Source organism: Sphingobacterium sp. UBA2480, from assembly GCF_002341965.1.
Classification (GTDB): Bacteria; Bacteroidota; Bacteroidia; order Sphingobacteriales; family Sphingobacteriaceae; genus Sphingobacterium; species Sphingobacterium multivorum.
Map to the genome: position 1 here is coordinate 239,881 of NZ_DDPA01000003.1, position 25,275 is coordinate 265,155.

Genomic DNA, 25,275 nt, shown 5'->3' on the forward strand with positions numbered 1-25,275 from the left:
GGTCAATGTGTTAAGCTTATCGATCATGTTGCGATTCAATGATCATCAAATAATATTAACAACAACAAATATATGAGTTTTTATCAATGCATGCGTGTTATGAAAATCACCATGGTATTTTTAACTTGTTTGTTGGTGAAAGTCAGTGCGTTTACTTACGGTCAACGTATTACACTTAACAAACAAAATAGTCATATCCCAGCTATTTTAAAAGAAATAAGGCAGCAGAGCGGTTATGACTTTTTTTACGATAATGGGCTCTTTAACCGAGCAAAACCCGTTAATGTCAATCTAAACAATGCAACTGTTGAAGAAGCATTGAATATATGTTTTGCAGGACAACCGTTCGGTTATGTTGTGAAAAATAAACTGGTTGTTGTTACGGCGCTTCGGACTGTGCTGGAAGAGCCCGCCGATGTATTGCAGCAGCGCTTGGTTGGTCGAGTTATTGATCAACAGACAAAAAGGACATTGGCCAGTGTTTCTATCCGTGTTAAAGGGACATCTGGAGGAACGAATTCTGATACAAATGGAAACTTTTCGCTATCGATTTCTAAAATTCCTACTGTTCTCGTTCTTTCCTATCTGGGCTATCAGACCAAGGAAATTGAAATTAATGATGTAAAGGAAAACCTTGTTATTGGATTGAGCCCTCTTGCTACAGCATTGGAAGAGGTCACCGTTCAGGCAAGGCGTAAAATGAACACTGAAACGGCCGTGCTGGAAGAACGTAAACGCGCTTCTATTGTACAGGATGCTATTTCGGCCGAATTGATTGAGCGTACGGCCAGTATCACAACTACACAGGCGTTACAGCGCGTTACTGGTGTTACGGTGACTGACGATAAATATGTGGCAGTAAGAGGGCTAGGTGATCGATCTGTGATCGGTCAGTTGAACGGCGTAAGATTGGCTTCTTCTGATCCTGACCGTAGTGCCATCCCATTGGATCTTGTTCCAGCTTCCTTATTGGATAATATTACCGTTTATAAAACAGTAACACCAGACAAACCTGCCGATGCTGCTTCGGGTATCGTTGAGCTGAAAACGAAATCTGTACCTGAGAAAATGACATTTGAGCTTATCGCTCAAACCGGGCTCAATTCCAACATTGGTTTGGGTGGGAATTATAACAGCTTTTGGAACAGTGAGATGGGATTATTTGGAACACGAATCAATAAAAAAGACCTTTCCTCGGATTTTCTAAATCTTGCAACGCAATATCCCAATGGATTAAGTTCTATCCAGGATATGATCGCCAATAGCAACTATAGTCCCTCAGGATACCAGGAGGTAAACCGGGTTAATGCGATTATGAAAGGGTTTGATCCCGTTATGACAACTCGATACCGCCGCGCGCCCATGAATCAACTTTACTCGGCAACATTCGGTAATAGTTATGATGTTTTTGGAAAACACAAACTGGGGCTTGTTGTCGGAGGAAATTATTATAGAAGAACCGCTGATATTTATCAGGGTGAACTGACCCAGTATAGCATCTATCAAGGGGTAGTGACTGGTAATCCTGATATTTTTAGTTTTAGAAATATCCCTAATTATATTACACCGAATAGTCTTTTTATGGGGAAGTATCAAACTTATCGTGAAAATACAGGAACCGAAACACTAAACTATGGTACACTTGTAGGGGTCACCTACCGTTTTAATCCACAGCATGAGGTCAGTATGCAATATTTGGGAAGCTGGGGAGGAGAGTCTATCGCAACAAATTTAAATGGACGCTATGAGTATTCGGGTTTGCCTGGCGAAGTCAGAAGTACTATTCATTCGCTTAAACAGACTTTCCGTAATCTGAATACCTTTAACCTACAGGGCGAACATAAGTTTTTGAAAAATGAGCTCTCGCCTCGTTTGAGTTATAATGTTGCAACGTCAAAGTCCACACAGAATGACCCGGATTTTAGATTTGCTAGTCTTGTAGACTACAAACCTCGGGGTGGAGGATGGTATCGGCGTCCCATTATAGGTGAGCAGGCTCATTTTGATGACTATGTATATTCTGAACATCTCTATGCACTTACATCGGGCTATGTAAACGGATTCGGAAATTATGGTATTATTCAAGCTGAACCTAATGGTCGGAGATGGAGAAATTTGAACGAAGATAATTTTAATGCAAAAGCTGATCTGAGTTTTCCTTTCAGGCTATTGGGTGAAAAGCAGTTGTTTAAAACGGGATTCAATTATTTATTTAGAGATCGTAAATTTACAGAAAACCAGCTGTTTCTGCCAGGGTCTAATTTCACTGGAAATAAATCAATTCCATTATATGATGTTCAGTGTAATTTAGACCGTTTGGTAAGCAATGAAATTGTAGGTGTTGTATTACCAAAAGCGGGGCAGGGTGAAGGTATGATGCCAGTAGGTGGTTTTCTATACAATAGCCAAAAATCGCCAAATAACTACAAAGGTTATTTTGAAACCAATGCATTATATGGTATGCTGGATCTCAAGATTGCTGAACGATTCCGCATGGCCGGAGGAGTTCGGTTTGAGATGACAAATATTGGTTCGACAGTGGATACTGCGAATGTATTTTTAGACCCTGCACTGACCGCAACATCTCCAGATGGTACACGTATTCCTCTGGATCCGATTAATCCCAATTCTGTCTATAAAACAAAATATAAACCATTCTATTCTGTCAATGCAACCTATACGTTGAATGACAATATGAATTTTCGTGGGGCCTTCAACACGACTCTGGCGAGACCCGAATTGCGTGAGATTACCAATGTATTTGAATTTGATGCCTTTCAAATGGGCTTAGTTGTTGGTAATCCCAATTTGAAAAATCAATATACCCAAAATGCGGATTTTCGATGGGAATGGTTTCCTGCTAAAGGAGAGGTTATTGCCGTGTCGGCTTTTGGAAAGCGTATAGAAAATCAATTGGTTAAGGTCTTTAATCTAAAAACCCAAGGGTTAGCTGCTACTTATCCTGAATTTCCAACCATCCAATTTCAGAATGACGGTAATATTGGTAAGGTATGGGGATTGGAATTTGAAGTTGTCAAGAATTTGGGAACATTATATGATCCTTTAAAAAACTTGTTTTTGGGTACCAATCTTTTATTGGCTCAAAGTGAAATTAAGAAATCTGCGGAGCGTTATGAAGCAAATCGTTCACTGGATAGATATACCCCAAAAAATAGTCCGTTGTTTGAACAGGCTCCCTATTCGATTAATGCTTGGTTAAACTATGATAACGAAAAATCAGGAACCGATCTCACTGTGACCTTTAATATGGTTGGGGAACGCTTAGTCCAAATTAATCTGACAGGGGAACCAGATCTGTATACACAGCCCGTGCCTTACCTTGATTTTGTTTTTTCCCAAAAGCTAAATAAACGGATCTTGTTTAAAGGCTATGCCAAAAATATAATGAATCCTGCTATTAAAACTGTTTATGCGAATCCGCAAACCGGAGGAAAGTGGTATGGAAATGAGTATATCAACAGAAGTTATAAGCGCGGTGCGGAAATTATGATCGGTTTTACCTATAACTTATTTTAATCCAATGAAAATCAGTATGTGTAAACGCGTGAGTTGTCGGTTTTTTGCTGTTACAGCTTTATGTTTTTTATCCTTTGTTTCTTGTAAAAAGGAAAAACTGGATGTGATTAATGACAATCGTCCTGTAACTGAAAACCGGCCAAATTCAAATACTAGAATTGTTAATCTATCTGACTTTAATCAGGTTGTTGCTAATGGCGACAGCTTGACAAGTTTTGTTGTGTTGCATCCGTTAAATCCGGGGAATCATAAATATCCTGGAACCTCATATTTCCCAACAGACGGACGTTTGACAAAGATATGGACAGTTCCACAAGATCTTTTTGACCAGAAAGAAGAGGCAGACCTTACGTTTGCAGCTCGCTTTTATCAGGGTTTTGGTTTGAACCATGATTTTAAAGTCAAGGTTGACAATAGTTATGAGCAACCTAAGGATTATTTTTTGCTTCCTTCCTTATTCATGAATGGTCAACCGGAAGTTGTTGCACTAACGCGTGCTACGACTAGTCCCACTAAGCCAGACCATTTTAAAATCCGCATTGTTAATCTCGGTGGGACAATTAAAAATCCAGCTATTGGAATGAATGGTCCGCAAGAAAATCTCGTTGGTCCAATTTCTTTAGCCTATGCCGATGGTACATTGGTGAATCAAAAAACCAGTGCAATAGCAGCTTCTCAGATTAGTTCTGATTACATCGAGTTGCCTTATGGGACTTATCAATTCAAGATATTGGTAGCAGATGGCAGACCCCTTCCTTCTTTGGGCTCAGGTCGGTTTGAGTACGGGCTCATTGATTTACCGACTTCCACCATCCCAAAAGATTATGCGAAGTCTACTAATTTTACTTATGCTCCGATTCAGGATTTTCAACCTGGTGGTGTTTATACGATCGTAGTCACTCCACAGCGATTTAATTATTTCTCCAATGAGCTGAATGAGACAGTTTCAGCCTATCAAAATTCGTTTCAGATCATTACAGATATTGCTGCGCCAACGAATCAAAGTTATTTGAGGATACAAGGTGTAAATGCATATAAGGATCAATCGATAGGGTTTAGGGTCGATGGAAAGGTTATTGCCAGTGGTATCGGATTTGGAAAAGGAAGTAATTATAGTGTGTTTACCCAGAAGCAATATGATATTGAGGCTATAGATGCAACTGGAAACGTACTTGCGACGATTAAACAGGAATTGCGGAGCAATCAAAATTATACGTTATGGCTCTATCCTGATCGAAATGGAAAGGCTCAGTTGCTTCTCATTTCCAATGATCTGAGTGGTACGCTCCCTTTACCGGCTGAAGACGATGGGACATACAGCCGGCTAGCTTTTAAATTCTTCTTCTTTAATCGCTTTTTAAATCTATCGGCAAGCAATCCTTATATCACCTTTACGCTACCTAACGGACAGCCTTTCGGAAACAGTGGCAATGTAAATCTGCAACCTGGGATCCCTTCGATTAATATGCCTTATACCAATGTAAATATTATGGCGAATCCCTACGCAATAATGGCTTATCGTTCTAAACCAGACGTAATACCAGGTGTCTGGGCCGACGATATTGACGTATTGCAATCGACGGAGTTTATAGCAAATAAATCGCTGTATACAACCATTGGAAGGCCTCTGCCAGCATTTGAGCCAGGGATTTATACTGTAGCATTGATTGGAAAAAGTGGTTCGGGATCGTCCGATAAAGAAAAAGCGCGAATGATCATTATCAAACATAATAAATAATGAAAAAGCAAAATATATCAAGTCGTATTTGGCTACTGGCCATTTTTATACTATTGCTTGCTTCCTGTACGAAAATTGAATATACACAGATTGCCGAGCCGGCTTATCTACGTGTTTTTAATAATGTCAATTACGTACAGACTATGGGTAGCAAAGATGATAAAGTACCCTATTTCTGTATGCTTATCAATCCAAAAATAGGTTCTGATGGAAAATTTACAGGAGCGGAAATTATAGGTGATTTCTTGGATAAACGAGATCCTTATGCTCCCCCATATCCTTCTCACATCGGGAACAGTACAGACCCAAGCAATCCCGAATATCCAGGAAAGGAAAATGTCCTAGTCGGTCCTATTTTAAACGGATTTGACCTAAGTAGCTGGGCTCAGGTGCCTTCAGGCGAAGTAAGGGTCGTATTTGCGTATCGTCCAAAAAATACGGTACCCTTCTTCGAATTGGAAGATCGTTTGAAAAATGACATTCTAATTGACACGGTGATCAATCTTCAAAGCAAAGAAGTTTATACACTCCATCTTTTGCAAAGGGATTTTTTAAAGAAGGATCATGGAGTCTTATTGAGACATGAAAATTTCTATAAACTCCCTTTATCAGATTCATTGGTGTACGTAAACTTTTACAATATGAGTGCAAAAGGGTTCTGGGAAGCCGATGCAAGCTTAAAAGATGATGATTATCGGTTGAAAAGCTTCAAAAATGGTGTTAAGGATGATATGAATGTATTTTTGTCACTTTATGAAAGTCAGGAAGAGCTCAGCCATTATGCTGCGAAAGTAAATGGTTACCAAGGGCGTTTTTTGACGACCGTTAAACGTAATACAAGTTCAAATGAAGTGAACGCCTATGCAAGTTTTCCGTTATGGGCGAGTAGTAAATCCAACGGTATCCGCACAGCTATTTGGCAACGATTTGACTTTTTTACACCTGGAATGGATCCCGTCGCGAATCCATTTTATGACAGTGAGACAAATACAGGTGGCAACTGGGCTGTACTTAATTGTCTCCTAAACGGAAAAGTAGGATTGACCAGTAATGAAAACGGAACACTGCTTCCAAATTTGTTGGTCAACGTACATTCGGGAAAGGATAATCCACGCACTTTCGCAACGGTCAATACGATCGAAATTGTCAATGGTCGCGTCTACCTAACGACTATACAACGAAAATATGCTCCACCTATTTACTAAAATTAGCAGAAATGATTCAATATAATAGCAAAATAGAACAGAAGGTTTCACTGCTTCATGCTATAGGCTGGTTTTCTGCGTGCTTATTTATTTTGTTGCTACAAGGCTGCAAACATGATAATCTCACGGTGCCCCAACCTAATGAAAATATACGACCGGCAGCCGATTTTATTCGTAATAATTATGAAATGCGCCTCTTTGATGCAGCGTTGGAGAGAACTGGTCTGAATGTCGAACTAAATGGCAAAGGTCCATTTACAGTTCTCGTTCCAAACGATCTCGCTTTTAATGAGATCGGTGTGTTTCGCCCAACCGATTTTGATCGAATGAATAAGGATAGCTTGCGGAGACTGATTTCTTATCATATTCTCCCAAGGCGTCTTTATGTGAGCGATATTCCGAGTAACTCAGTGGATTTTAGGTATGCAACACTCGAAGGTTCCGAATTGTATGCCTCAATCGGTTCTGTCTCACCTGGGGCTACTAATCCCGTGAATATGCTGTTTTTTAGCGGATCGAAAGCGATCCGCAAAGACGTGGTTTTATCCAACGGGGTGTTGCATGTGCTGGATAAGGTTATGAAACCACAATTTGAAAAAAATATTCAGGATTGGCTCAGTGACAAGAAAGACTATACCGTTTTTGTGGCTGGACTGAAGAAATTTGGTCTGTGGGATCAGTTTGCTGGAAAAGGCCCTTTTACGGTATTTGCACCAACAAATGAGGCCCTAGAAAAGAGAGGGATTACGATGGAATTTTTGGATAGTGCTGTTCCACAGAATTACGTCCCTGAGGTATTGTTTGGTGCCTACATCATGTACGATAAACATTTTTTTATATCGGATTCACAGGTTTTTACGATCATTAATTCGAACGGTAATTACAAATACCACTTGAAAGATAAAGTACATTATATGGAATATTTTGCCAATGAAGTCTATCCGACTTGGAAATTGAGTTATAATATGAGACTCCGGGACAATGATACTTTCTATTCGATTATACTCGCCGATGTAACGTATGCTGTCGGCGCTAAAATGGACTATTTGTGTAGTAATGGTCTGGTACATGATTTAGATCAAGGGCTGGTAAGCCCAGATCAAGCGATAAAAAAAGGAAAAGATGAAAAATAAATCAATAAATGCCGTTTGGTATATGCTATTGTTATGTACTACTGCTGTGTTTGTACTGCTATCTTGCCAAAAAACTGAGTTTATGCCGGAGCTTGTGGGGGAGGAAGTTCCCTATAAAAACGAAGCTTCACAGGATGTTACGCAACTATTGACAACGCATAACGAAGCAAAAGTTTTTTTAGCAGCATGGCAGAAAAGTAACATTGTAGCACTGATTAAGGCTGCTGGAGTCAATACAAAAGTGACCGTATTGGCGCCAACCGATAATGCGTTAAAGCAAGTTGGAATAACACTAGAGACTATTCAAAAAATGACTACTGAGGAAGCTGCCGATTTCGTTCAATTTTACAGTTTTTTAGGAGATCTTAACCAAATTAAACTTGGTAAATATAGTCTCATGGTTCGATCGATGTTAAAAAATCAAAATTATCGAGTACCTTTTTATGATAATACCGAGCCAGTCGGCAGACGTTACGACATCTATGCTTATCGTCATTATCTCGCTGTGAAAGATGGCGATTTGCTAGTCAATGGTAAGTCTAAAGGAAAATTAGCTTATGAGCCCGCGACAAATGGCGGTATCTATATGTTGGAAAAAGTGATCGAAAAGCCTACTATGACCATATTGGAGACGCTAATAGCTGACGGAAGGTTTACTTTTTTTGTGGAATCCCAACGTTTATCCGAGGAAATGTTTTATGAAAAAATGTTGGATGATATTGAGCCTCTATGGGGATATCGTATGAGTAAAGAGGAGTTTTTGAGCTATTATCCAGAGGCCAGAGTTTCCTATCAACGAGGATGGGATATCGATAGGGATCCATTTTACAATGAGTTACCTAATCTCAACCTGACAGCCACATTTGCACCAACAGATGATGCCTTTCGAAAAGCAGGGTTTAATAGCGTGGCCGATATTCTAGCTTTTAATGCTAAACGGGGAGATGTAAGATACGACGACTTGTATTTTGAACCACGTGGATCATATCCGACAGATACTTTATTCAGTTTTCATCGCAATTGGGGCAGAGTGTTTGCAACTGAGGATCCTGCTTATGGCATAGCGATGTCCAATAATACAGTCTTTTATAGTAATGATCTGGATCCTGCCTTGTTAAACGATTATTATGTGAATATAGGGGGGAGTAGTCAGGTTCGATACGCTTATAAGATGCCTTTAGCTTTTTCTAAAAATGGAAACCAGATCCAAATGAAAATCAAAGAAGCCGAGCAAGCACCGATCAATATTATTGAGACAGATATCAATACGGTTAATGGACCGATCCACGTTGTTGATAACCTACTGCTTCCAAAAGGATTTAAACTTAAATAAAAGATGAGACGACATAATTTTAGTTATAGCAAGTGTAGCCTATTTTTGCTGACGATCAATCTATTATTTGCTTGTAAAAAGGAAGAAAACACGACGAATTTTGACAATAATAAGGTCAACTTGGTCGTTGCCGATAATTTTAATTTATCGGTATTTAATGCTGCATTGCGCGTCAGTAATATGGATAAAGAGCTGCAAAAGGGCGAAGGTCCCTATACTTTGCTTGCTCCATCCGACAATGCCTTTGGAAAGGCGGGTTATCCAACTGTGGTGAGCATGCTGTCTGAACGCGCAGCAATAGTTTCTAATATCGCTAATTATCACATACTGGATGGAAAATATGAGCTCAATAAGCTTCCTTTTCTGTTTAATCAAGAATTGAAAACACGTCGCGGTAAGGTCTATGCCACACACTGGGTCAAAGGCGCCGATACAGTACTGACACTGAATGGAGCACGTATATTGACACAAAATTTGCCTGCATCTAATGGACTGATTCAAGTGCTCGACCGCGTTATGACTCCCTATGTACATGATAAGATTGTCGATGCTATCAACGCAGATGCGAGTATCAGCATATTTGCTCGTGCTATAAAAAGGACCGGCATTTTATCCGAAAAAACAAATCAGGGAGCCTATACGGTTTTTGCACCGAATAATGCTGCAATGACTCTGCTGGGATTTCAATCCGTGCAGGATGTGGAGCTGGCCAATTTGGACGACCTGAAAAAGATAGTCCGCTATCATATTCTCCATGACCGTCGTTTTGTGTACGACTATATCTTGAGTACGGGTGATACAAATATGTCTAAGCAAACCATGCTAGATGGTAACAGTGTTGACATTAAGTTGGTTCCAAATACCAGTTCTCCGGGCTCTTTTAGCGGCATAACACTTCGGGGTTTGGGGAATACAAATGATGTCTTATTACAGAAACAGGATATCCTTACCGGAGATGGGGTACTACATATTGTTGATCAGGGGCTCCGGCTAACACAGTAATAAGAAGATTTATCTAACGAATTAATGAAACATAGCAATGAATAGATATCAAAATGACAGTATATGCATAGGAAGATCAACCATGACTTTCTATCCTATAATGTCAATACTAAAGCTAATTTTACTCTTTTTGTTTCTTTTGCAAGCGCTCAATTCTTTTGCGCAGGAAACTTCGGGTACAATTAACGGAAAGGTGCAAAGTAGCAGTGGAACTCTTGTGGAGAAGGCGACCGTTACTGTGATACACACACCAACAGGGACCCGTTATGTGCAATCGACCGATAAAGATGGACGTTTTACTTTAAATAATATTCGTATTGGCGGTCCATATACAGTTGATGTAAGTAGCATTGGATTACAAACAGAACGTAAAGAAAATATATTTGTGCGTTTGGGAGAAACCTTGCAGACGGACTTTATTATGCAACAGCGTAATGAAACACTTAGTGAGGTCGTTGTGACTGGCCGGAAAGCTGATACAAGGGCTGGGACAGTAGGGACGGGAAATCATTTCAGTGGCGCGCAAGTAAGGAATATGCCTACAGTCAACCGTTCGATTACTGATGTAACTCGGCTTACACCGCAAGGAAGTCGCGATAATAGTTTCGGTGGTACAAACTTTAGGTATAATAATGTCACGATAGACGGTGCCATCAATAATGATGCAATAGGTTTTAGCCCCTCTCTTGGTGGACAAACGGGGACCTCAGGAATGGCAGGGAGCAGTACAAGAACAAACCCCATATCAATAGACGCCATTCAGGATATGCAAGTATATTTGGCTCCCTACGATGTCAAGATCGGAAATTTTACAGGCGGTTCGGTCAATGCTGTCACGCGAAGTGGTACAAACCAAGTTGAAGGATCGGTTTACGCCTATGGACGGAATGCCGCGTTAACGGGTAAGGACCGGGTGGGAACTTTGGGGAAAATGAATAAAGATTTTTATGATTATCAAACAGGTTTCCGAATAGGGTTTCCTTTAATAAAAGATAAATTATTCTTTTTCAGTAATGAGGAGTTTACCAGGCGCCAAGATCCTACGCAGTTGCGTGTTGGGACTATCGAAACAGCTCATATTTTGGAGCAGCGCGATGTAGAAGCAATAGCCGAAGCCGCTCGTTCACGCTATGGTGATATTTTTAATATTGGAACCGCAGGTAATTATACAAATTGGTCCCGGTCAACCAAGTTTTTCAATCGTTTAGACTGGAATATAAATGCCAAACATCAGTTGGCAATCCGTAACAATACAATCTTTAGTAAGGCAACTCATATGGATCGGGATCAACAGGATTTTCGGTTCAGTAGTATGGCCTTTGAACAAGAAAACAACCAAACAAGTACCGTTGCAGAATTGAAAAGTAGATTTAGTAATAATCTTTCTTCCAATATTGTGTTGGGATATACACAGGTAAATGATCGACGCGACCCTTTAAGTGATCCTTCCTTACCTCAGGTACAGATACAAGGGCGTACACCGGGCACAACAATTTATCTTGGAACTGATCGTGAAGCTAGTATATTTAATATGCGACAAGGTACCTGGGAGATTACGGCCAATCTAAATTGGACAAAAGGTAGGCATAAATTGTTATTTGGAACACATAATGAGCTTTATCGCATTCGGTATGGGTTTGTTAACAGTTGGAATGGTCGGGTTGATTACAATAGTATTGCGGATTTCGTCGCGAATGTTCCGTATCGCGTAAGAGGAAGTTACAACTATAAGGATAATTCACGTTCTTACATTCTGGATCATCCCGCGGCTAACTTCTCTGTTGATATGTATAGTCTCTACATTCAGGATGAAATCCGTATCAATGATCGTTTCCAAATCATACCTGGACTTCGTGCGGATTTGGCAGCATTGCCAACAATGCCGACACGAAGTGATAAAGTCAATGACATGTGGTCTGACCCCACTTTTGGCACAACCTACACCTATATGCCACCAAATCGGTTAAGAAATGAGTTTCTAAATAGAATACAGTTGTCTCCGAGAATTGGCTTTCGATGGGAGGCAATGGACAATAAGCAACTGACTGTCCGGGGTGGCGCCGGTTTGTTTACAGGACGTATACCGTTTGCCTGGTTGGCTTATGCATACTATAATACGGGTAACAGTTATGGTGCTTTCGATCAAAAAGCAGACCAGAAACCATTTGCACCCGGCTCTGACCCTATAAAGCCAAGTCCGAATGGAATAGGTGAGTTTATAGCGCAGAATGGCGCTGTTATTAATGATCCAAGTACCGGAAAAACGCAGGTTGATCTGGTCGATAACAATTTTGTACTGCCGCAGGTGCTGCGGTCCAGTTTGGGTATAGATTACAAAGTTGAAAGCTGGAAATTTACGGTTGAAGGTATTTATACAAAGAATATTAAAGATGTTCTATTTCAGCAGCTGAACAACAAGGATAACCCATTATGGTATGGGTATGACGTCAATAAACAACAACCTGTTTATAGCGGTACTGTGGATAATCGTTTCTCGAATGTATATCTTCTGCGTAATACCAATCAAGGTTACCGCTACAGTATAACAGGGACCATTGGGAAAACGATCAAAGAAAAATTGAATGCCACGCTGAGCTATACCTATGGAGAATCAAAGGATTTAAGTAATGGCGTACGTAATTCTATGGAAAGTAACTGGCAACTGAATCAGTCACTTATTCCTAATAATCCAAAGTTAGCTTACAGCAATTTTGATATCCGTCACCGTATCGTTTCGAGTATAAATTACGAACAAACTTGGCGTAATGCAGGGCGTACGAATTTTACCTTGTATGTCAGTGCGCAATCTGGAAGTCCATTTACCTATGGTATCGTCAATAACAGCATACAAGGCTTGCCACAACAAGTAAGTTTGGTTTATATTCCAAGACAGACGGAAACAATTCATTACTTTAAAGATCTTGCAAATGGTCTTTCTGCTCAGCAGCAAGCAGATGCTTTTAATCGGTTCATTGATGGTAATGATTATCTGAGCTCCCGTAGGGGTGATTTTACAGCGCGTAATATGGGACGTACACCATGGAATGTACAGGCAGATCTTCGAATTGCACATGATCTCTTTCTTCAGAAGTCAAAGAAACAATTTATAACATTTTCGGTGGATGTTATGAACTTGACTAATCTAATTTCCAAGAAATGGGGTATTCAATATTTTTCGCCCAATACATTTAATTCGACGAGTAGTGTGGGTCTTACCCCATCATTATTTCCGCCGAGGCAAAATGCTGATAGCTGGCCCGTATTTACCTTTAGTGATCCTGGGCAGCCTTATAGCATCGATTATTTTAACTCAAGAGCACAAATACAAGGTGGGGTTCGATATACATTCTAGTTTGGTCATTTGGGAAAAACCTAAAAGGATAGCGGATATATAGTTATAAGAATTTATTCCAATGAAAAATACAATTAATCTAGTCATCATATCTATATGGATGGCTATTGCGACGATCGGTTGCAGTAAAAAGGAAGAATTGGTCGATAAAATTCCGGCTAAAGTGGATAGTTATTACCCTAATTCTGGTAAAGCAGGTACACTAGTTACGATTGAAGGAGAAGGCTTCAGCGGGGCAATTACAGAATTTTCTGCAACAGTTGCAGGGAGTTCGGCAGAGGTGATTAGCGCTACTCCAACATCGGTTGTTTTACGTGTGCCAAAAGGTGACAAAAGTGGCGGAATTGTCTTGAAGTATGGAAGTAATAGTTTTGATGTTGGTACGTATACCTATCAAGATCTTTCAGTCTCAAAAATTTTTCCGACAAATGGTACAGGCGGCACCCAACTACGGATTGATGGGGAGGGCTTTGGTAGTACAGATAAACCTGCAGAAGTCTATGTTAATGGCAAAAAAGCTTTGGTTGTGAGTGTTACAGATAAATTAATCGTTGCAGAAATTCCGGAAGATGCGGGGTATGGTGCTGTAGAAGTTCGTGTGGATGGTAAAAAGTCGCAAGGACAGAATTTTACTTATCAGGTCGTCCGCAGTATTAAACCATTAACAGGTGGGGCGGGAACCAAAGTTACCCTAATGGGTGAAGGCTTCGAAAAAGTCAATTCGGGGAATATCGTTGATTTCAATGGAAAGATCGCGGTCGTATTGGAGTCTAGTCCTGAAAAAATTGTCGTAGTGGCTCCAGCTGGTGTCAGTACCGGACCTCTATCCGTGAATATCAATGAACAGAAGATTTCGGGTCCGAAATTTACGGTTGTAGGCAAGCCTGAAATCGGCGCAGTCTCTCCTTTGAGTGGCCCAAAAGGGGCTGAAATGATAATAAATGGGCTATTATTTAGTAAAGAACTTGATGAAAATCAGGTTTTTATAAATGGAAAGCAAGTTGCTATTTCTTCAAGTAGTGAAAATCAGCTTAAGTTGATCATTCCTGGTGGAACTGGATCTGGAAAGGTAAGGGTTGTAGTCAACGATCAATCCGTGGAAGGACCACAGTTTAAGGATCAGACGCTTGGTATTCGTTCTATAAGTCCAGACAATGGTTTGGCGGGAACAAGTGTAACTTTATTGGGAACTGGATTTAGTACAAATGCTGCCGAAAATAGGGTTTATTTTAATGGTGTTTTGACCCCTGTGACAAGTGCTAGTGAGAATAAGTTGGTTATGGAGGCACCACAGGGTGTTTCAACAGGCGAGGTAAAGGTAATCGTTGGCGGTCAGGATGCTTTAGCACCGCAACCGTTCCGTCGCGCAGGTGTAATGACATTCGTAGGGGGGCCAGGAAGTACGGTATTCGGCAATAACCTAGCTGGAATGGCGATAGATGCGCAGGGAAATTTATATGTCGCAGATCCGGAGAATAAACAAGTTAAAAAGGTGTCCCCGACTGGAAGTGTATCTATTTTGCAGGTAGATGGTGCCAATGCTGTATTCGACTATCCTACAGGAATAGTTGTTGACCCACAAAATAATATTTATGTCAGCGATCAGCGAGCAAATCAGATTTTTAAAATTACACCTGCGGGCAAACGTACTGTATATGCAAAAGGATTTTCTCCGGGTGCAATGTGTTTAGATCTGTCAGGGAATTTATATGTGGCAGTAGCTGGTTTTGCGCAGGGAATAAACAAAGTCAACCTGGCTGGAGGTTATACGAAGGTACCCGGACCTAGTTGGGTAATGGCTAAGCCCTTTGTGGATAGTCAAGGAGTTTTGTATTATTCGGATCAGAACACGAGCAGCAATAACGGGATCGAAATTGTAAGACCGGGTGATGCACGTGGGGAACGTTGGGTTGGAGGTTCGGATGCGGGCTATCAAGATGGGATTGGAACGAACACATATTTCAACGGAATAGGCGGTATCACAGCAGGATTAAATAACAGATTGATTGTTGCCGATAACCACAATTATGCTATTCGGGAGGTCAATATGTCGACACGAGAAGTGATTACTTTGATAAAGGGAACGAATGGATATGTGGATGGGACTTTATCGACAGCACGTTTTGGTCTGATAAAAGATGTGGTAGTAGATAAAGATGGTAATGTCTATCTTCTGGATGTTAGTAATAAAGCTATTCGGAAACTGTTTTTGAAATAACAATTGTACATAAATCCCCGATGCAATCGTATTGTTTTTTAGGAGCTCCTCTCTTTAAAAATAATGCGGAGTATGTGTCGGGGATTTTTATGTTAATAATGAAACGACAGCTTTAGCTATTGTGGCAAATTGACAATGATTAAAGTGTATTATTCGCAAGTAAGAAGTCTCCGTAGAAATCGGGGATATTGCTGTCGTAAATTGCATTTGCGACAGCTGATATTGGGTAGTCGACTTTAACGATCTCGGCATTAATTTGTTTTTCAGATAAGGTGATTATTGTGTAAGTTGCTTTTCTGTCTTTTTCCTTACTTCGGCCCACCGAACCACAATTGATAAAAAAGACGTCTCCATCCTGTTGAATATAAGAATGGTGTGTATGTCCCATCACCAGAATATCGATTGCTCTTTGCTTTAATAGGGTCGATAGAGCATGCTTTGGAGTTGATTCATGGATGTATTCGTCATTGCTTTGGAGACTGGCATGGACAAGAAGGATTTTCCTAAAACTCGTTCCAAGCTTGAAGGTTAGTTCAATGTTGTAGGGTAATGTTGCTAACCACTTTTTATGAGGGGCCGATATCTCCTTCTTGCTTATGTTGATGGCGATTTCTCGATTTGAAGTCTCTATTACATCATGGTGTGGTAAAGGGATAATGGCTTCGTCAAAAGCAATTCTTTGGTCATGGTTTCCCAGTAGACATGGAATGTTTTTTTCTTGTATTCTGTCAATGACTTCATTCCCCCAGGGGGCGAAATCAACAAGATCACCTAAGCAGTAGATTTGTGTTAATCCGCTATTTTTGATATCTTTTAATACCGCATCCAATGCAATTAAATTGGCATGAATATCACTTATTATGGCAAGTTGTATCATATTCTTATGCTACAAACATAATCATTCGGGTAATCAGTCAACCTACAATTTACGAGGTAAGGAAGAAAATGATAATAGCATTATAATTTTTGTACTAAAAGGGGAGTAGTTGGTTGAAATTGGTGAAGAAATACTTTAAAATAAGCACATAGCTAATAGCCTCAGATATGTGCTTATTTAGGTGGTACGTTACTAAAGATTCATTCCACCGGATACCTCAATACGTTGTCCGTTGATCCATCTTGCGTCTTCGGTACAGAGGAAGGCCACCACGCCGCCGATATCGTCAGGTACACCAGCACGTCCTAAAGCTGTAACAGCTGCAATATGCGCATTTGTTTCTTTGTTATCCCGCACATGCCCGCCACCAAAATCAGTCTCGATCGCGCCAGGAGCAACAACGTTTGCTGCAATACCTCGAGGACCGAGTTCTTTGGCAAGATACCTCGTCAGTACCTCTATTGCTCCTTTCATCGAGCCATAGGCAGATGATCCCGGAAATGCAAAACGTGCGAGACCAGAGGAAATATTGATAATACGTCCACCATCATTCAAATAGGGAAGAGCTTTCTGCGTGAGAAAAAATACCCCTTTATAATGGATGTTATAAGCTGTATCAAATTGTTCTTCTGTGGTTTCTATAAAGGGGGCATATAAGGCGGTTCCTGCATTATTGATTAGGAAATCGAAGTTTGATTGCCCAGTTTCTTGTTTTATATGCTGTGTAACTCGTTCGATGAAGAGATCAAAAGACTGCACATTACCTGCATCCAATTGGAATGCAGCTGCATGCTGACCTAAAGATTGTATCGTAGCAACTACATGATCTGCTTCCTCCTGATTGCTATTGTAGGTTAGAATGACATCGATTCCTTTTTTTGCAAGGCTAACAGCCATGTTTCTACCTAAACCACGGCTTCCGCCTGTTACCAATGCTATTTTACTTGTAGCCATTTTAATTTGTTTTAAAGATCCAACAGCACAAAGATCCTCCGAAAAGTTATACTTTTCCTTGCGAAATACAAATGGATATTTGCGAAATTCAAATTATAACGATTGAGAACGAAAAATGTTTGGGGCAAAGCCAGTTTGCTTCTTGAAAAAATTGGAAAAATGAGCGATCTCCTCAAAGCCAAGTGAATAAGCAATCTCAGAGACATTCCAATCGGTTTGTCGCAGTAAAATTTTTGCCTCCTGTGTGACTCTGGCTGCAATGACATGGCTGGTTGTTTTTCCCGTATTTTCCTTTAAAATTTTATTCAGGTGATTGACATGTATGGCAAGTCGTTCCGCAAAATCATTAGCTGTCCGTAGTTGTAAACGTTGCATTGGAGATTCAATGGGAAATTGTCTTTCTAGCAATTCTATAAATAATGAGGTTATTCTATTAGAGGCATTATGTGTGGGATTTGTTATACTTTTGGGTTGCAGCTTTTGCCCATAATGAATGATCTCAAGAACATAATTTCGCAACAGATCGTATTTAAAGACGTACTCTGAAGAAAGCTCTTTATTTATTTTTACGAAGATTTCCTCTATTTCAATACGTTGTTCTTCTGATAATTGAAAAATCGGAAGGCCGCCCGGTTGAAAGATAGGGAGATCATCTATGTTAACACCACTTTTATTTCGGGTTAGAAATTCATCGGTGAAAACGCAGAAATAACCCTTCTGATGCTCGTCTTTCGGTATCCAATGGTAAGGAACTTTTGGGGTAGCAAATACAAGTGCTGATTCATCGATTTCGATCACTTTGTCGGCATATTCAGCCGTGTTTTTCCCTGTGATTAAGCTTATTTTATAGTACGTACGCTTATTGTAGGGCATGATCGGTTTATCTTTTAATGTAGCTGCAAGTTCCTCAAAGTTGAATACATTAAAATGACCAATCTCTCTTGCGATCTCTTTTGGAATGCTCGCATTGATCTCCTGATAAAACTGTTCAATGGAAGTTGTTTTCATTTAAATTCGATTTGCAATAATCAAATGTACTGGTTTTAAATTACATTCGATACTCGCAGTTATGTTTTTGAGATTTTGCTATTCTCATCTTAATGTAAATTGCAATATTATATTTTGCACAATATAATTTCTTACCATACATTTGTACAAACAAAACAAATTGAAATATGAAAACGTTATATAACATCGGCGCGACAGCCAAAGGAGGACGAAACGGTCAGGTAAGAAGTGAAAATGGTGTACTGGATTTAGCTGTTCGTATGCCAAAAGGACTAGGAGGTGCGAATGATGATTATGCCAATCCAGAGATGCTTTTTGCTGCAGGTTACGCTGCGTGTTTTGATAGTGCCTTGAATTTGGTCATTAGGTCAGAAAAAGTAAAAACTGGAGAGACTTCGGTAACTGCACATGTGAGTATTGGACAATTGGATAATGGTGGTTTTGGATTGGCTGCAGAATTACATGCAAATATACCTGGCGTAAGCTTAGAGTTAGCACAACAATTAATTGAAAAAGCACATCAAGTGTGCCCTTATTCAAATGCAACTAGGGGTAATATGGATGTCAAATTGACGGTATCAACTAACGAATAATATATGAATTATATTGCCAACGTGCTTACAGCACTCGTACTTTTAGAACATGTATACATTGTATGGATGGAAATGTTTGCTTGGGAAACTGCAGGAAAACGTAGTTTTGGAAAGGCTCTCCCGGCAGAATTATTTAAGCCAACGAAGGGGCTTGCTGCAAATCAAGGGCTCTACAATGGCTTTCTCGTTGCAGGTTTAGCCTGGTCTTTTTTTATCAATGACCCCATCTGGAGTCACAATGTACGCCTGTTCTTTTTAGGATGTGTCCTTGTTGCCGGTATTTTTGGTGGAATTACAGCGAGCAAAAAGATATTTTTTGTACAAGGAGTTCCTGCATTGTTGGCGTTGTTATCCGTTATACTCGTAAAATAAAAATATAATTATATGTCATTAATAGAAGATTTACAATGGCGTCATGCTGTGAAAGCATACGATCCGACAAAAAAAGTTAGTCAAGAAAATATAGATAAAATCGTTGAAGCAGCGCGCTTTGCACCGACTTCCTCGGGCTTACAGCCATTTAAAATATTGATTGTTGAAAATCAGGCATTGAAAGAAGAATTGGCAAAAGGAGCACTAAATCCAGACTGTATGCGTGAATGCTCACATGTGCTTGTTTTCGCTGCATGGGATCGTTATACAGAAGAACGTATTGATAAAGTTTATGATTTTACTACAGATGAACGGGATTTGCCAAGGGGACGCTTTGGCTCCTATACGGACAAGTTAAAATCTATTTATCTGAATGAAGCTGCAGAAAGAAATTTTGCGCACACGGCAAGACAGACTTACATTGCTTTAGGTTTAGCTTTGGCTCAAGCAGCGGAACTCCGCGTTGATTCCACGCCTGCCGAGGGCTTCGATAACCGCGTCGTGGATGAGGTTTTACAATTAGAAAAACATGGACTTAAAAGCGTTTCATTGATGTATGTTGGTGTGGCGGACTCTTCGAGAGATTGGATTTCGTCAATGAAAAAGGTTCGAGTACCCAAGGAAGAGTTTGTCGTTGAGTATAAATAGTTGATTATTCTCTTTCAATCCCTCGAAAACTCAATAACTTTGCAAGATGGATGATTTATTAAAATTAGATAAACAGCTTTGCTTTTCAGTGTATGTGCTACATAGGGAAATTATGCAGCAGTATCGAACTATTCTTGAAGAGATTGACTTGACCTATCCACAGTATATCACCATGATGGCTTTATGGGAGAATGATGAGCAAACAGTAAATCAATTAGGAGCTAAGTTATTTCTGGATAATGGAACGCTTACGCCACTATTGAAGCGCTTGGAGACTAAAGCTTTGCTTACTCGAACACGAAGTAAAACTGACGAGAGGGTAGTCAAAATCAAACTTACAAAGCAAGGATTACAATTAAAAGAAAAGGCAAATTGTGTTCCCATGCAGATTTTTGAAGCCTTAAAGCTCGACTATGCTGATATGGTTCAGCTTAAAGCCTTGGCAGAAAAAATCGTGAATAATGTTGGAAACAGCTAGTTTTTATACGATATGATATCAAAAAAAAGGATTAAATACACCTGCCTGTATTTAATCCTTTTTTTTTGATATGGATTGTCTTGAGCTATAAATGTTCACGTGCCTTTTATTATACATCATTTTAGCATATTTCGGATTTTTTGACAGGACTATAATGTGGAGATTCGTGGTATGGAAAATGTCATTCAAAACATAGAAAATCTAGATTGGCCTGCGATTACAGAAGAAATGCATAAACAGGGTTATGTAGTCATTCCAAATCTATTGACAGATTTACAATGCGATCTATTAAAAAAAGGGTATAGCGATTCGACGCTCTACCGTAAAACTGTCGTTATGGAGAGATATCGATTCGGAATAGGAGAGTACAAATATTTTGACTACCCACTACCAGAGTTGATTCAAACAATTCGATCCCAACTTTATCCCCATCTGGCCGTCATTGCTAATGCTTGGTTTCGTGCGCTGAAAGTCGATAAGTCGTTTTCGATGAAACATGAAGACCTTTTGACGGATTGTCGCTTGAAAGGACAAGAACAGGCAACAGTATTGATTTTGAAATATAGTCAAGGAGGTTTCAATACCCTACATCAGGACTTATATGGAGAAATCTATTTTCCGATGCAAGCGGTGTTTATGTTGAACGAGCCAGAAATAGATTTTACAGGGGGGGAATTTGTCCTAACGCAACAAATACCTAGAGCGCAGTCAAAGGCTATTGTTTTAAAACCCCAAAAGGGAGATCTCGTCCTATTTGCGACAAATTTTAGGCCTGAGAAAGGACGAATCGGATATTTTAGGGTTAATATGAAACACGGGGTGAGTGAAGTTACGGCAGGTGAACGCCATGCGTTGGGTATTATTTTTCACGACGCCGAGAGATAAAACCCGCACAATGGAATGGCATAAAAATATATCAGATGCTTCATTGCACGCCAAGATTCGAACCGGAGAAATTCGCTTAGGAGGCAATGAAAAACTAAAAATTTATGGATTGCTTTGTTGTATTTCGGGAAAAAGGATGAAGCGGGAGAACAGGGTCTTTTTTGCCACTGAGCAAGAAGCGCTAAAGCATCAATATCGTCCTTGTGGGCACTGCTTAAAAGCGAACTATGTTGAATGGAAGGAAAAAAATAGGAGATTTGGTGAAGTGTAGGTCGCATTAAGTTCTCTTAGATAGAGAATCTAAGTAAATCGAGTTTGGAAAAAGTATCTTATGTCAATTTCCTTGTGTATTGTTGAATTTTGTGTTTATCTTGAGGCAGGGTTAGTTATCGTAGATCAAAAGAAAAATGCGTTTATTTTCGATTGCTGTTTATTTTATTTTTTCGGCTCTGCTGTTGATAAGCTGTGAAGAGCGAAGGCGAGATACTAAAGTATTGAGTTATATGGCGCATAATGAACGGGATAGTGCCCGTTTGGATCTTAATCTTTTTGAGAGCCGTTTTTATGGCAAATTGTTCTTTTATAGACCTGGAGGTGAGGTTGATTCGGGAGATATTCGCGGGAATATCCAAAAAGACACATTGCTTGGGGACTATTATTATACGCCATTTGGCTGGGGACAGAAAAAAAGAAGACCCTTTGTTTTATTAAAAAAAGGGTCTCTGTATATTTTAGGTACAGGAACGGAGCAAGTGTATATGGGAATTCCACATTATATACCTTCAACCGTCAATTTCCAAGACCCAAAGTTTATCTTTGAGAAAGTTAATCAGTAGCCCTAATCATCTAAAATAGGCGTCTACAGTATATTTTTTAAACGAATATATTGTAGTAGCATAATGGTTTTTCCATCTTTGATTTCACCTGTATCAATCATATGTAGTGCTTCTTCGATATTGATTTCTAAAATTTCAATATGCTCTTCCTCTTCTTCTAAACCACCGCCATCGCCAACTTTCATGTTATTGGTGTATTCTGCTATAAAAAAATGTAGAATTTCAGTTACAGAACCTGGAGACATATAAGCTTCAAAGATCTTTTTTGCTTCCTTAATCTGATAGCCTGTTTCTTCTTCTGTTTCCCTGCGTATACAGTCGTGGGGAGAATCTTGATCAAGAAGACCTGCACAAGCTTCGATAAGCATACCTGATTCATTCCCGTTGATGTAGGTGGGTATTCGAAATTGTCTTGTTAATATGACTGTTTGAGTACTGGTATTATAGAGTAAAATGACAGCTCCATTGCCACGATCATAAGCTTCTCGGCTTTGTTGCTGTATCGTGCCATCGGGTTTGCTGTATTGATAAGTCACTTTTTTTAAAGTGTACCAGTTGTCTGATAGAATTTCAGTTTTTACAATTTTAATATCTTTTATTGCCATTTTTAGCGCGTTAAAGTCAAAAGATAAAAATAAGAATTGCAATCCAAACTAAGCAGGAAAAACTAAGAGAAGCCTTGATGAATTTATACGAAGTGTTGATGAACCTCAGTGCGTTCTAAATTGTTTTGGATTCAGACCTGTGTGTTGTTTGAAGAAATTAGAGAAGTAAGGGGAGTCAACGAAACCAAGTTTGAACGAAATTTCTTTGATAGATAAGTCGGTTGCTTTTAACAATCGTTTTGCTTCCAAGATAGTTCGTTGTTGAATGAGCTGGCTCGGAGATACTTCGAGCTTTTGACGGCAGATTTTAGTAAGGTGCGGAGTGGATATATTAAGTTGTTTCGCATAGAAAGATACCGACTTCTCATGCTGAAAATGGATGTCAATTAACTCTTGCAACTTTAAAAGACGTGGATTGGAGTCATTATTTTGTTCATTTTGTACTATTTTCTGTACCTCTTTGCTTATTATAGATGCGACGACAGCTGTGCGAGAGTAGATAATTGCAGGAACGCAATTGTGATCCTCAAGTTCTTTTCTTATTGCATTAAATTCATAATAAAGCAGAGCAAATGTTTCGCTAGAGAGTGAGATAACAGGAGTACGTTGATAGTAAGCAAATGAAAAATGGAAATTGGGCGAAAATTTCTCGAAGTGTTCCCTATCGACCATCAATTGGAAACCAGTTGTATTGGCCCCTAATTTCCAACTATGAACTTGCTTTGGAAACAGGATATGGATTTGATGACGATCAATATGGTAATCTTTAAAATCAATCGTATGAACACCTTCTGCTTGGTCAAAAAGTACCAATAAAAAAAAATGATGCTGGTGTGGACGCGCTATATGATGTTCACCACGTAATTCCGAGTATAAATATCCTTGATTACCCGCAAGCTGGTCTTTTCTAAATTCTTGAATATCTATTGTTGGAAATAACTCCATCGAAATGACTTTGAACCTAAATATAACTATTTTATTTTAAACCATCTTCCAATACCTGTTTGCTGATGGTGAATTCACGATAGCCAAAGGCTCCGGATTTATAACCAATTACGGCGCCAAATTCAATGCTTTTTAAGGAAGATGTCTTTGGGAATACAGAAGAGCGGTATACATTGGCCGCAGCTAAAGGTTTTTCGAATACACGAAAGTGTATACCATCCTTTGAATAGGCGAGATAATTCATATCTGAGGTAAATCGGTCGACGTTTCCAATTGCCAGACATAAAAAATAATATCCATCAATATAGGAACCTTGCAGATGCCAAGTCGAATACCCCTTGCTGAATTCTAGCCAAGGTTTGTTCATAAATTCAACTTTCTTACTGTCGCGATATGCTGTAAAATCTAATCCATTTGTAGAAATACGCGATAGGATATTGGTCATAATTGGTGCTTTGTAGCTAGGCATGAAATCCACTTCGTAACTGGTCGTTAAACTTGTCGAATTTCTCACAAATGTTGGAGAAAGGATGTGGTTATCTTGGAAAGATGTTGGTTCATTACTATTATACACGAGTTCCAGCGGTGTCCAGTCAATCCCATTTTTTGATGTCTGCCTTACAATAACACGTTCAGCTTCTTCATTTAATTTTTTATTGTTGTTTGCGCTTTTGGCACCCCATTTTTTTAAAATTTTGCTTGAGAAAAAGCAACCTCTATAATATAGTTCGAATTCCTCACCGTTGAAATTCCAGTCTACATCGGACCAATAACCTTGATTGGGGCTACCATCTTTTTGGATGAAAGAATCTTCTAGTGCCGGACGTCGTTGAATAGGATTTATTAATCCTGCCGGAGTGATCCATTCTTTTCCATCATTAGAAACTACCACAGTCGGATTTTCATAGAGTGAGGCGGTACGATCTGACCCTATTATGCCAAAATATGGCGTAAATACCATCCAATATTTGTATCCTTTAAAACCGGCAGGGAAATATTCAACATCTGGGTGGCAATAACTCGCACTATTGCCAGAGATATCGCGTATCCAGCCTGGCAACTCTTCGCCAGGTTGGTTTGCATTGGCAGTTGTATTAATTTTTATTGAACCGAGGTCAGTTGTGAAACCTGTAGGTATGGGTAATTTATCTTTTTCAATGACTTCTGGATCCGGTGGTACAATTCCTGGATGAATATCTCTTTTACAACCAATAAATAACAAAAAGCCTAAAAAGAAATAGGTAATTCTCTTAAATGACATATAGATCAATAAAAATAAAATATAAATGATAATCCCTTACGGTATGACTTTTCCTGTTAATCTTAGCTAAATGATAGCAAAAATGATTTATTTTTTTTATTTCTCAAAATCGATTTAATAAAATACTTTTATATGTTATAAATATTTGGTTTTCTGGTTTATAAGTGTCTTTTTGACTTGTGTTGATGAAATAAACTAATGGATGATGTGCCTAAGGAACTTTCTGTTCAGATTTTGGACGATTCAGCAAACTTTCAATGCTTAATATAAATTTGTTATGTTTGGGAACGCGAAA

21 protein-coding genes are annotated in these 25,275 nt (G+C 39.3%); 15 read left to right on the forward strand and 6 right to left on the reverse strand.

The genetic code is table 11. The features are described 5' to 3' along the window. Positions 1-72 precede the first annotated feature (72 nt). The 8 genes from B3600_RS06875 (at position 73) to B3600_RS06910 (ending at position 15,518) form a co-directional block, all read left to right on the forward strand. Positions 73-3,537 (forward strand): carboxypeptidase-like regulatory domain-containing protein, encoded by a 3,465-nt coding sequence (locus B3600_RS06875; RefSeq protein ID WP_286752486.1) that lies wholly within the window; start codon positions 73-75, stop codon positions 3,535-3,537. A 103-nt stretch (positions 3,538-3,640) separates the two neighbouring features. Beyond that, positions 3,641-5,275 carry a DUF4397 domain-containing protein gene (locus tag B3600_RS06880; protein WP_286752487.1) on the forward strand — a complete coding sequence of 545 codons (1,635 nt, stop codon included), beginning with the start codon at positions 3,641-3,643 and terminating at the stop codon, positions 5,273-5,275. Next, the gene (locus B3600_RS06885; protein WP_115049744.1) at positions 5,275-6,480 is read left to right on the forward strand and encodes a hypothetical protein; all 1,206 of its coding nucleotides are present in this window, start codon (positions 5,275-5,277) and stop codon (positions 6,478-6,480) included. Before B3600_RS06880 ends, B3600_RS06885 begins: the two co-directional genes overlap by 1 nt. Before the next feature lie 11 nt (positions 6,481-6,491). Next, positions 6,492-7,613 (forward strand): fasciclin domain-containing protein, encoded by a 1,122-nt coding sequence (locus B3600_RS06890; protein WP_286752488.1) that lies wholly within the window; start codon positions 6,492-6,494, stop codon positions 7,611-7,613. Continuing rightward, entirely contained in the window at positions 7,603-8,946 is a 1,344-nt protein-coding gene (locus B3600_RS06895) for a fasciclin domain-containing protein (protein ID WP_286752489.1), read from the forward strand. The genes B3600_RS06890 and B3600_RS06895 overlap by 11 nt, the downstream gene beginning before the upstream one ends. Positions 8,947-8,949: 3 nt before the next feature. Beyond that, positions 8,950-9,948, forward strand: a complete 999-nt coding sequence (locus tag B3600_RS06900; protein WP_286752490.1) for a fasciclin domain-containing protein — start codon at positions 8,950-8,952, stop codon at positions 9,946-9,948. Between the two features lie 100 nt (positions 9,949-10,048). After that, positions 10,049-13,300: a TonB-dependent receptor gene (locus B3600_RS06905; protein ID WP_286752491.1), complete on the forward strand. Its 3,252-nt coding sequence runs from the start codon at positions 10,049-10,051 to the stop codon at positions 13,298-13,300. Between the two features lie 61 nt (positions 13,301-13,361). Beyond that, on the forward strand, positions 13,362-15,518 hold the full coding sequence (locus B3600_RS06910) for an IPT/TIG domain-containing protein (protein WP_286752492.1): 2,157 nt from the start codon (positions 13,362-13,364) through the stop codon (positions 15,516-15,518). A gap of 139 nt (positions 15,519-15,657) precedes the next feature. On the opposite strand, the gene B3600_RS06915 is transcribed toward B3600_RS06910, so the two are convergent. From B3600_RS06915 to B3600_RS06925, 3 genes are all read right to left on the reverse strand, one after another. Further along, positions 15,658-16,395, reverse strand: coding sequence for a metallophosphoesterase family protein (locus tag B3600_RS06915; protein WP_286752493.1), 738 nt, complete (start codon positions 16,393-16,395; stop codon positions 15,658-15,660). Between the two features lie 192 nt (positions 16,396-16,587). Continuing rightward, positions 16,588-17,349 (reverse strand): SDR family NAD(P)-dependent oxidoreductase, encoded by a 762-nt coding sequence (locus B3600_RS06920; protein WP_286752494.1) that lies wholly within the window; start codon positions 17,347-17,349, stop codon positions 16,588-16,590. A gap of 93 nt (positions 17,350-17,442) precedes the next feature. Next, positions 17,443-18,357: a helix-turn-helix domain-containing protein gene (locus B3600_RS06925; protein ID WP_286752495.1), complete on the reverse strand. Its 915-nt coding sequence runs from the start codon at positions 18,355-18,357 to the stop codon at positions 17,443-17,445. A gap of 167 nt (positions 18,358-18,524) precedes the next feature. On the opposite strand from B3600_RS06925, the gene B3600_RS06930 reads away from it, so the two are divergent. From B3600_RS06930 to B3600_RS06960, 7 genes are all read left to right on the forward strand, one after another. After that, positions 18,525-18,950, forward strand: coding sequence for an organic hydroperoxide resistance protein (locus B3600_RS06930; RefSeq protein ID WP_159729772.1), 426 nt, complete (start codon positions 18,525-18,527; stop codon positions 18,948-18,950). A 3-nt stretch (positions 18,951-18,953) separates the two neighbouring features. After that, positions 18,954-19,322 (forward strand): DUF1304 domain-containing protein, encoded by a 369-nt coding sequence (locus tag B3600_RS06935; protein ID WP_286752496.1) that lies wholly within the window; start codon positions 18,954-18,956, stop codon positions 19,320-19,322. Between the two features lie 12 nt (positions 19,323-19,334). Continuing rightward, positions 19,335-19,970, forward strand: coding sequence for a nitroreductase family protein (locus B3600_RS06940; RefSeq protein ID WP_286752497.1), 636 nt, complete (start codon positions 19,335-19,337; stop codon positions 19,968-19,970). A gap of 46 nt (positions 19,971-20,016) precedes the next feature. Continuing rightward, complete coding sequence (locus tag B3600_RS06945) at positions 20,017-20,448, forward strand: MarR family winged helix-turn-helix transcriptional regulator (RefSeq protein WP_286752498.1); 432 nt, start codon at positions 20,017-20,019, stop codon at positions 20,446-20,448. A 171-nt stretch (positions 20,449-20,619) separates the two neighbouring features. Further along, entirely contained in the window at positions 20,620-21,333 is a 714-nt protein-coding gene (locus B3600_RS06950; RefSeq protein ID WP_286752499.1) for a 2OG-Fe(II) oxygenase, read from the forward strand. 10 nt (positions 21,334-21,343) lie between these two features. Continuing rightward, positions 21,344-21,604 (forward strand): Ada metal-binding domain-containing protein, encoded by a 261-nt coding sequence (locus B3600_RS06955; RefSeq protein WP_286752500.1) that lies wholly within the window; start codon positions 21,344-21,346, stop codon positions 21,602-21,604. Between the two features lie 232 nt (positions 21,605-21,836). Next, a complete protein-coding gene (locus B3600_RS06960) occupies positions 21,837-22,169 on the forward strand; it encodes a hypothetical protein (protein ID WP_286752501.1) in 333 nt (110 codons plus the stop codon). A gap of 23 nt (positions 22,170-22,192) precedes the next feature. On the opposite strand, the gene nudK is transcribed toward B3600_RS06960, so the two are convergent. From nudK to B3600_RS06975, 3 genes are all read right to left on the reverse strand, one after another. After that, complete coding sequence (gene nudK / locus B3600_RS06965) at positions 22,193-22,774, reverse strand: GDP-mannose pyrophosphatase NudK (RefSeq protein WP_286752502.1); 582 nt, start codon at positions 22,772-22,774, stop codon at positions 22,193-22,195. Between the two features lie 105 nt (positions 22,775-22,879). Then, a complete protein-coding gene (locus tag B3600_RS06970) occupies positions 22,880-23,719 on the reverse strand; it encodes a helix-turn-helix domain-containing protein (protein ID WP_286752503.1) in 840 nt (279 codons plus the stop codon). Positions 23,720-23,750: 31 nt separating this feature from the next. Next, complete coding sequence (locus B3600_RS06975; RefSeq protein WP_286752504.1) at positions 23,751-24,980, reverse strand: hypothetical protein; 1,230 nt, start codon at positions 24,978-24,980, stop codon at positions 23,751-23,753. Positions 24,981-25,275 lie beyond the last annotated feature (295 nt).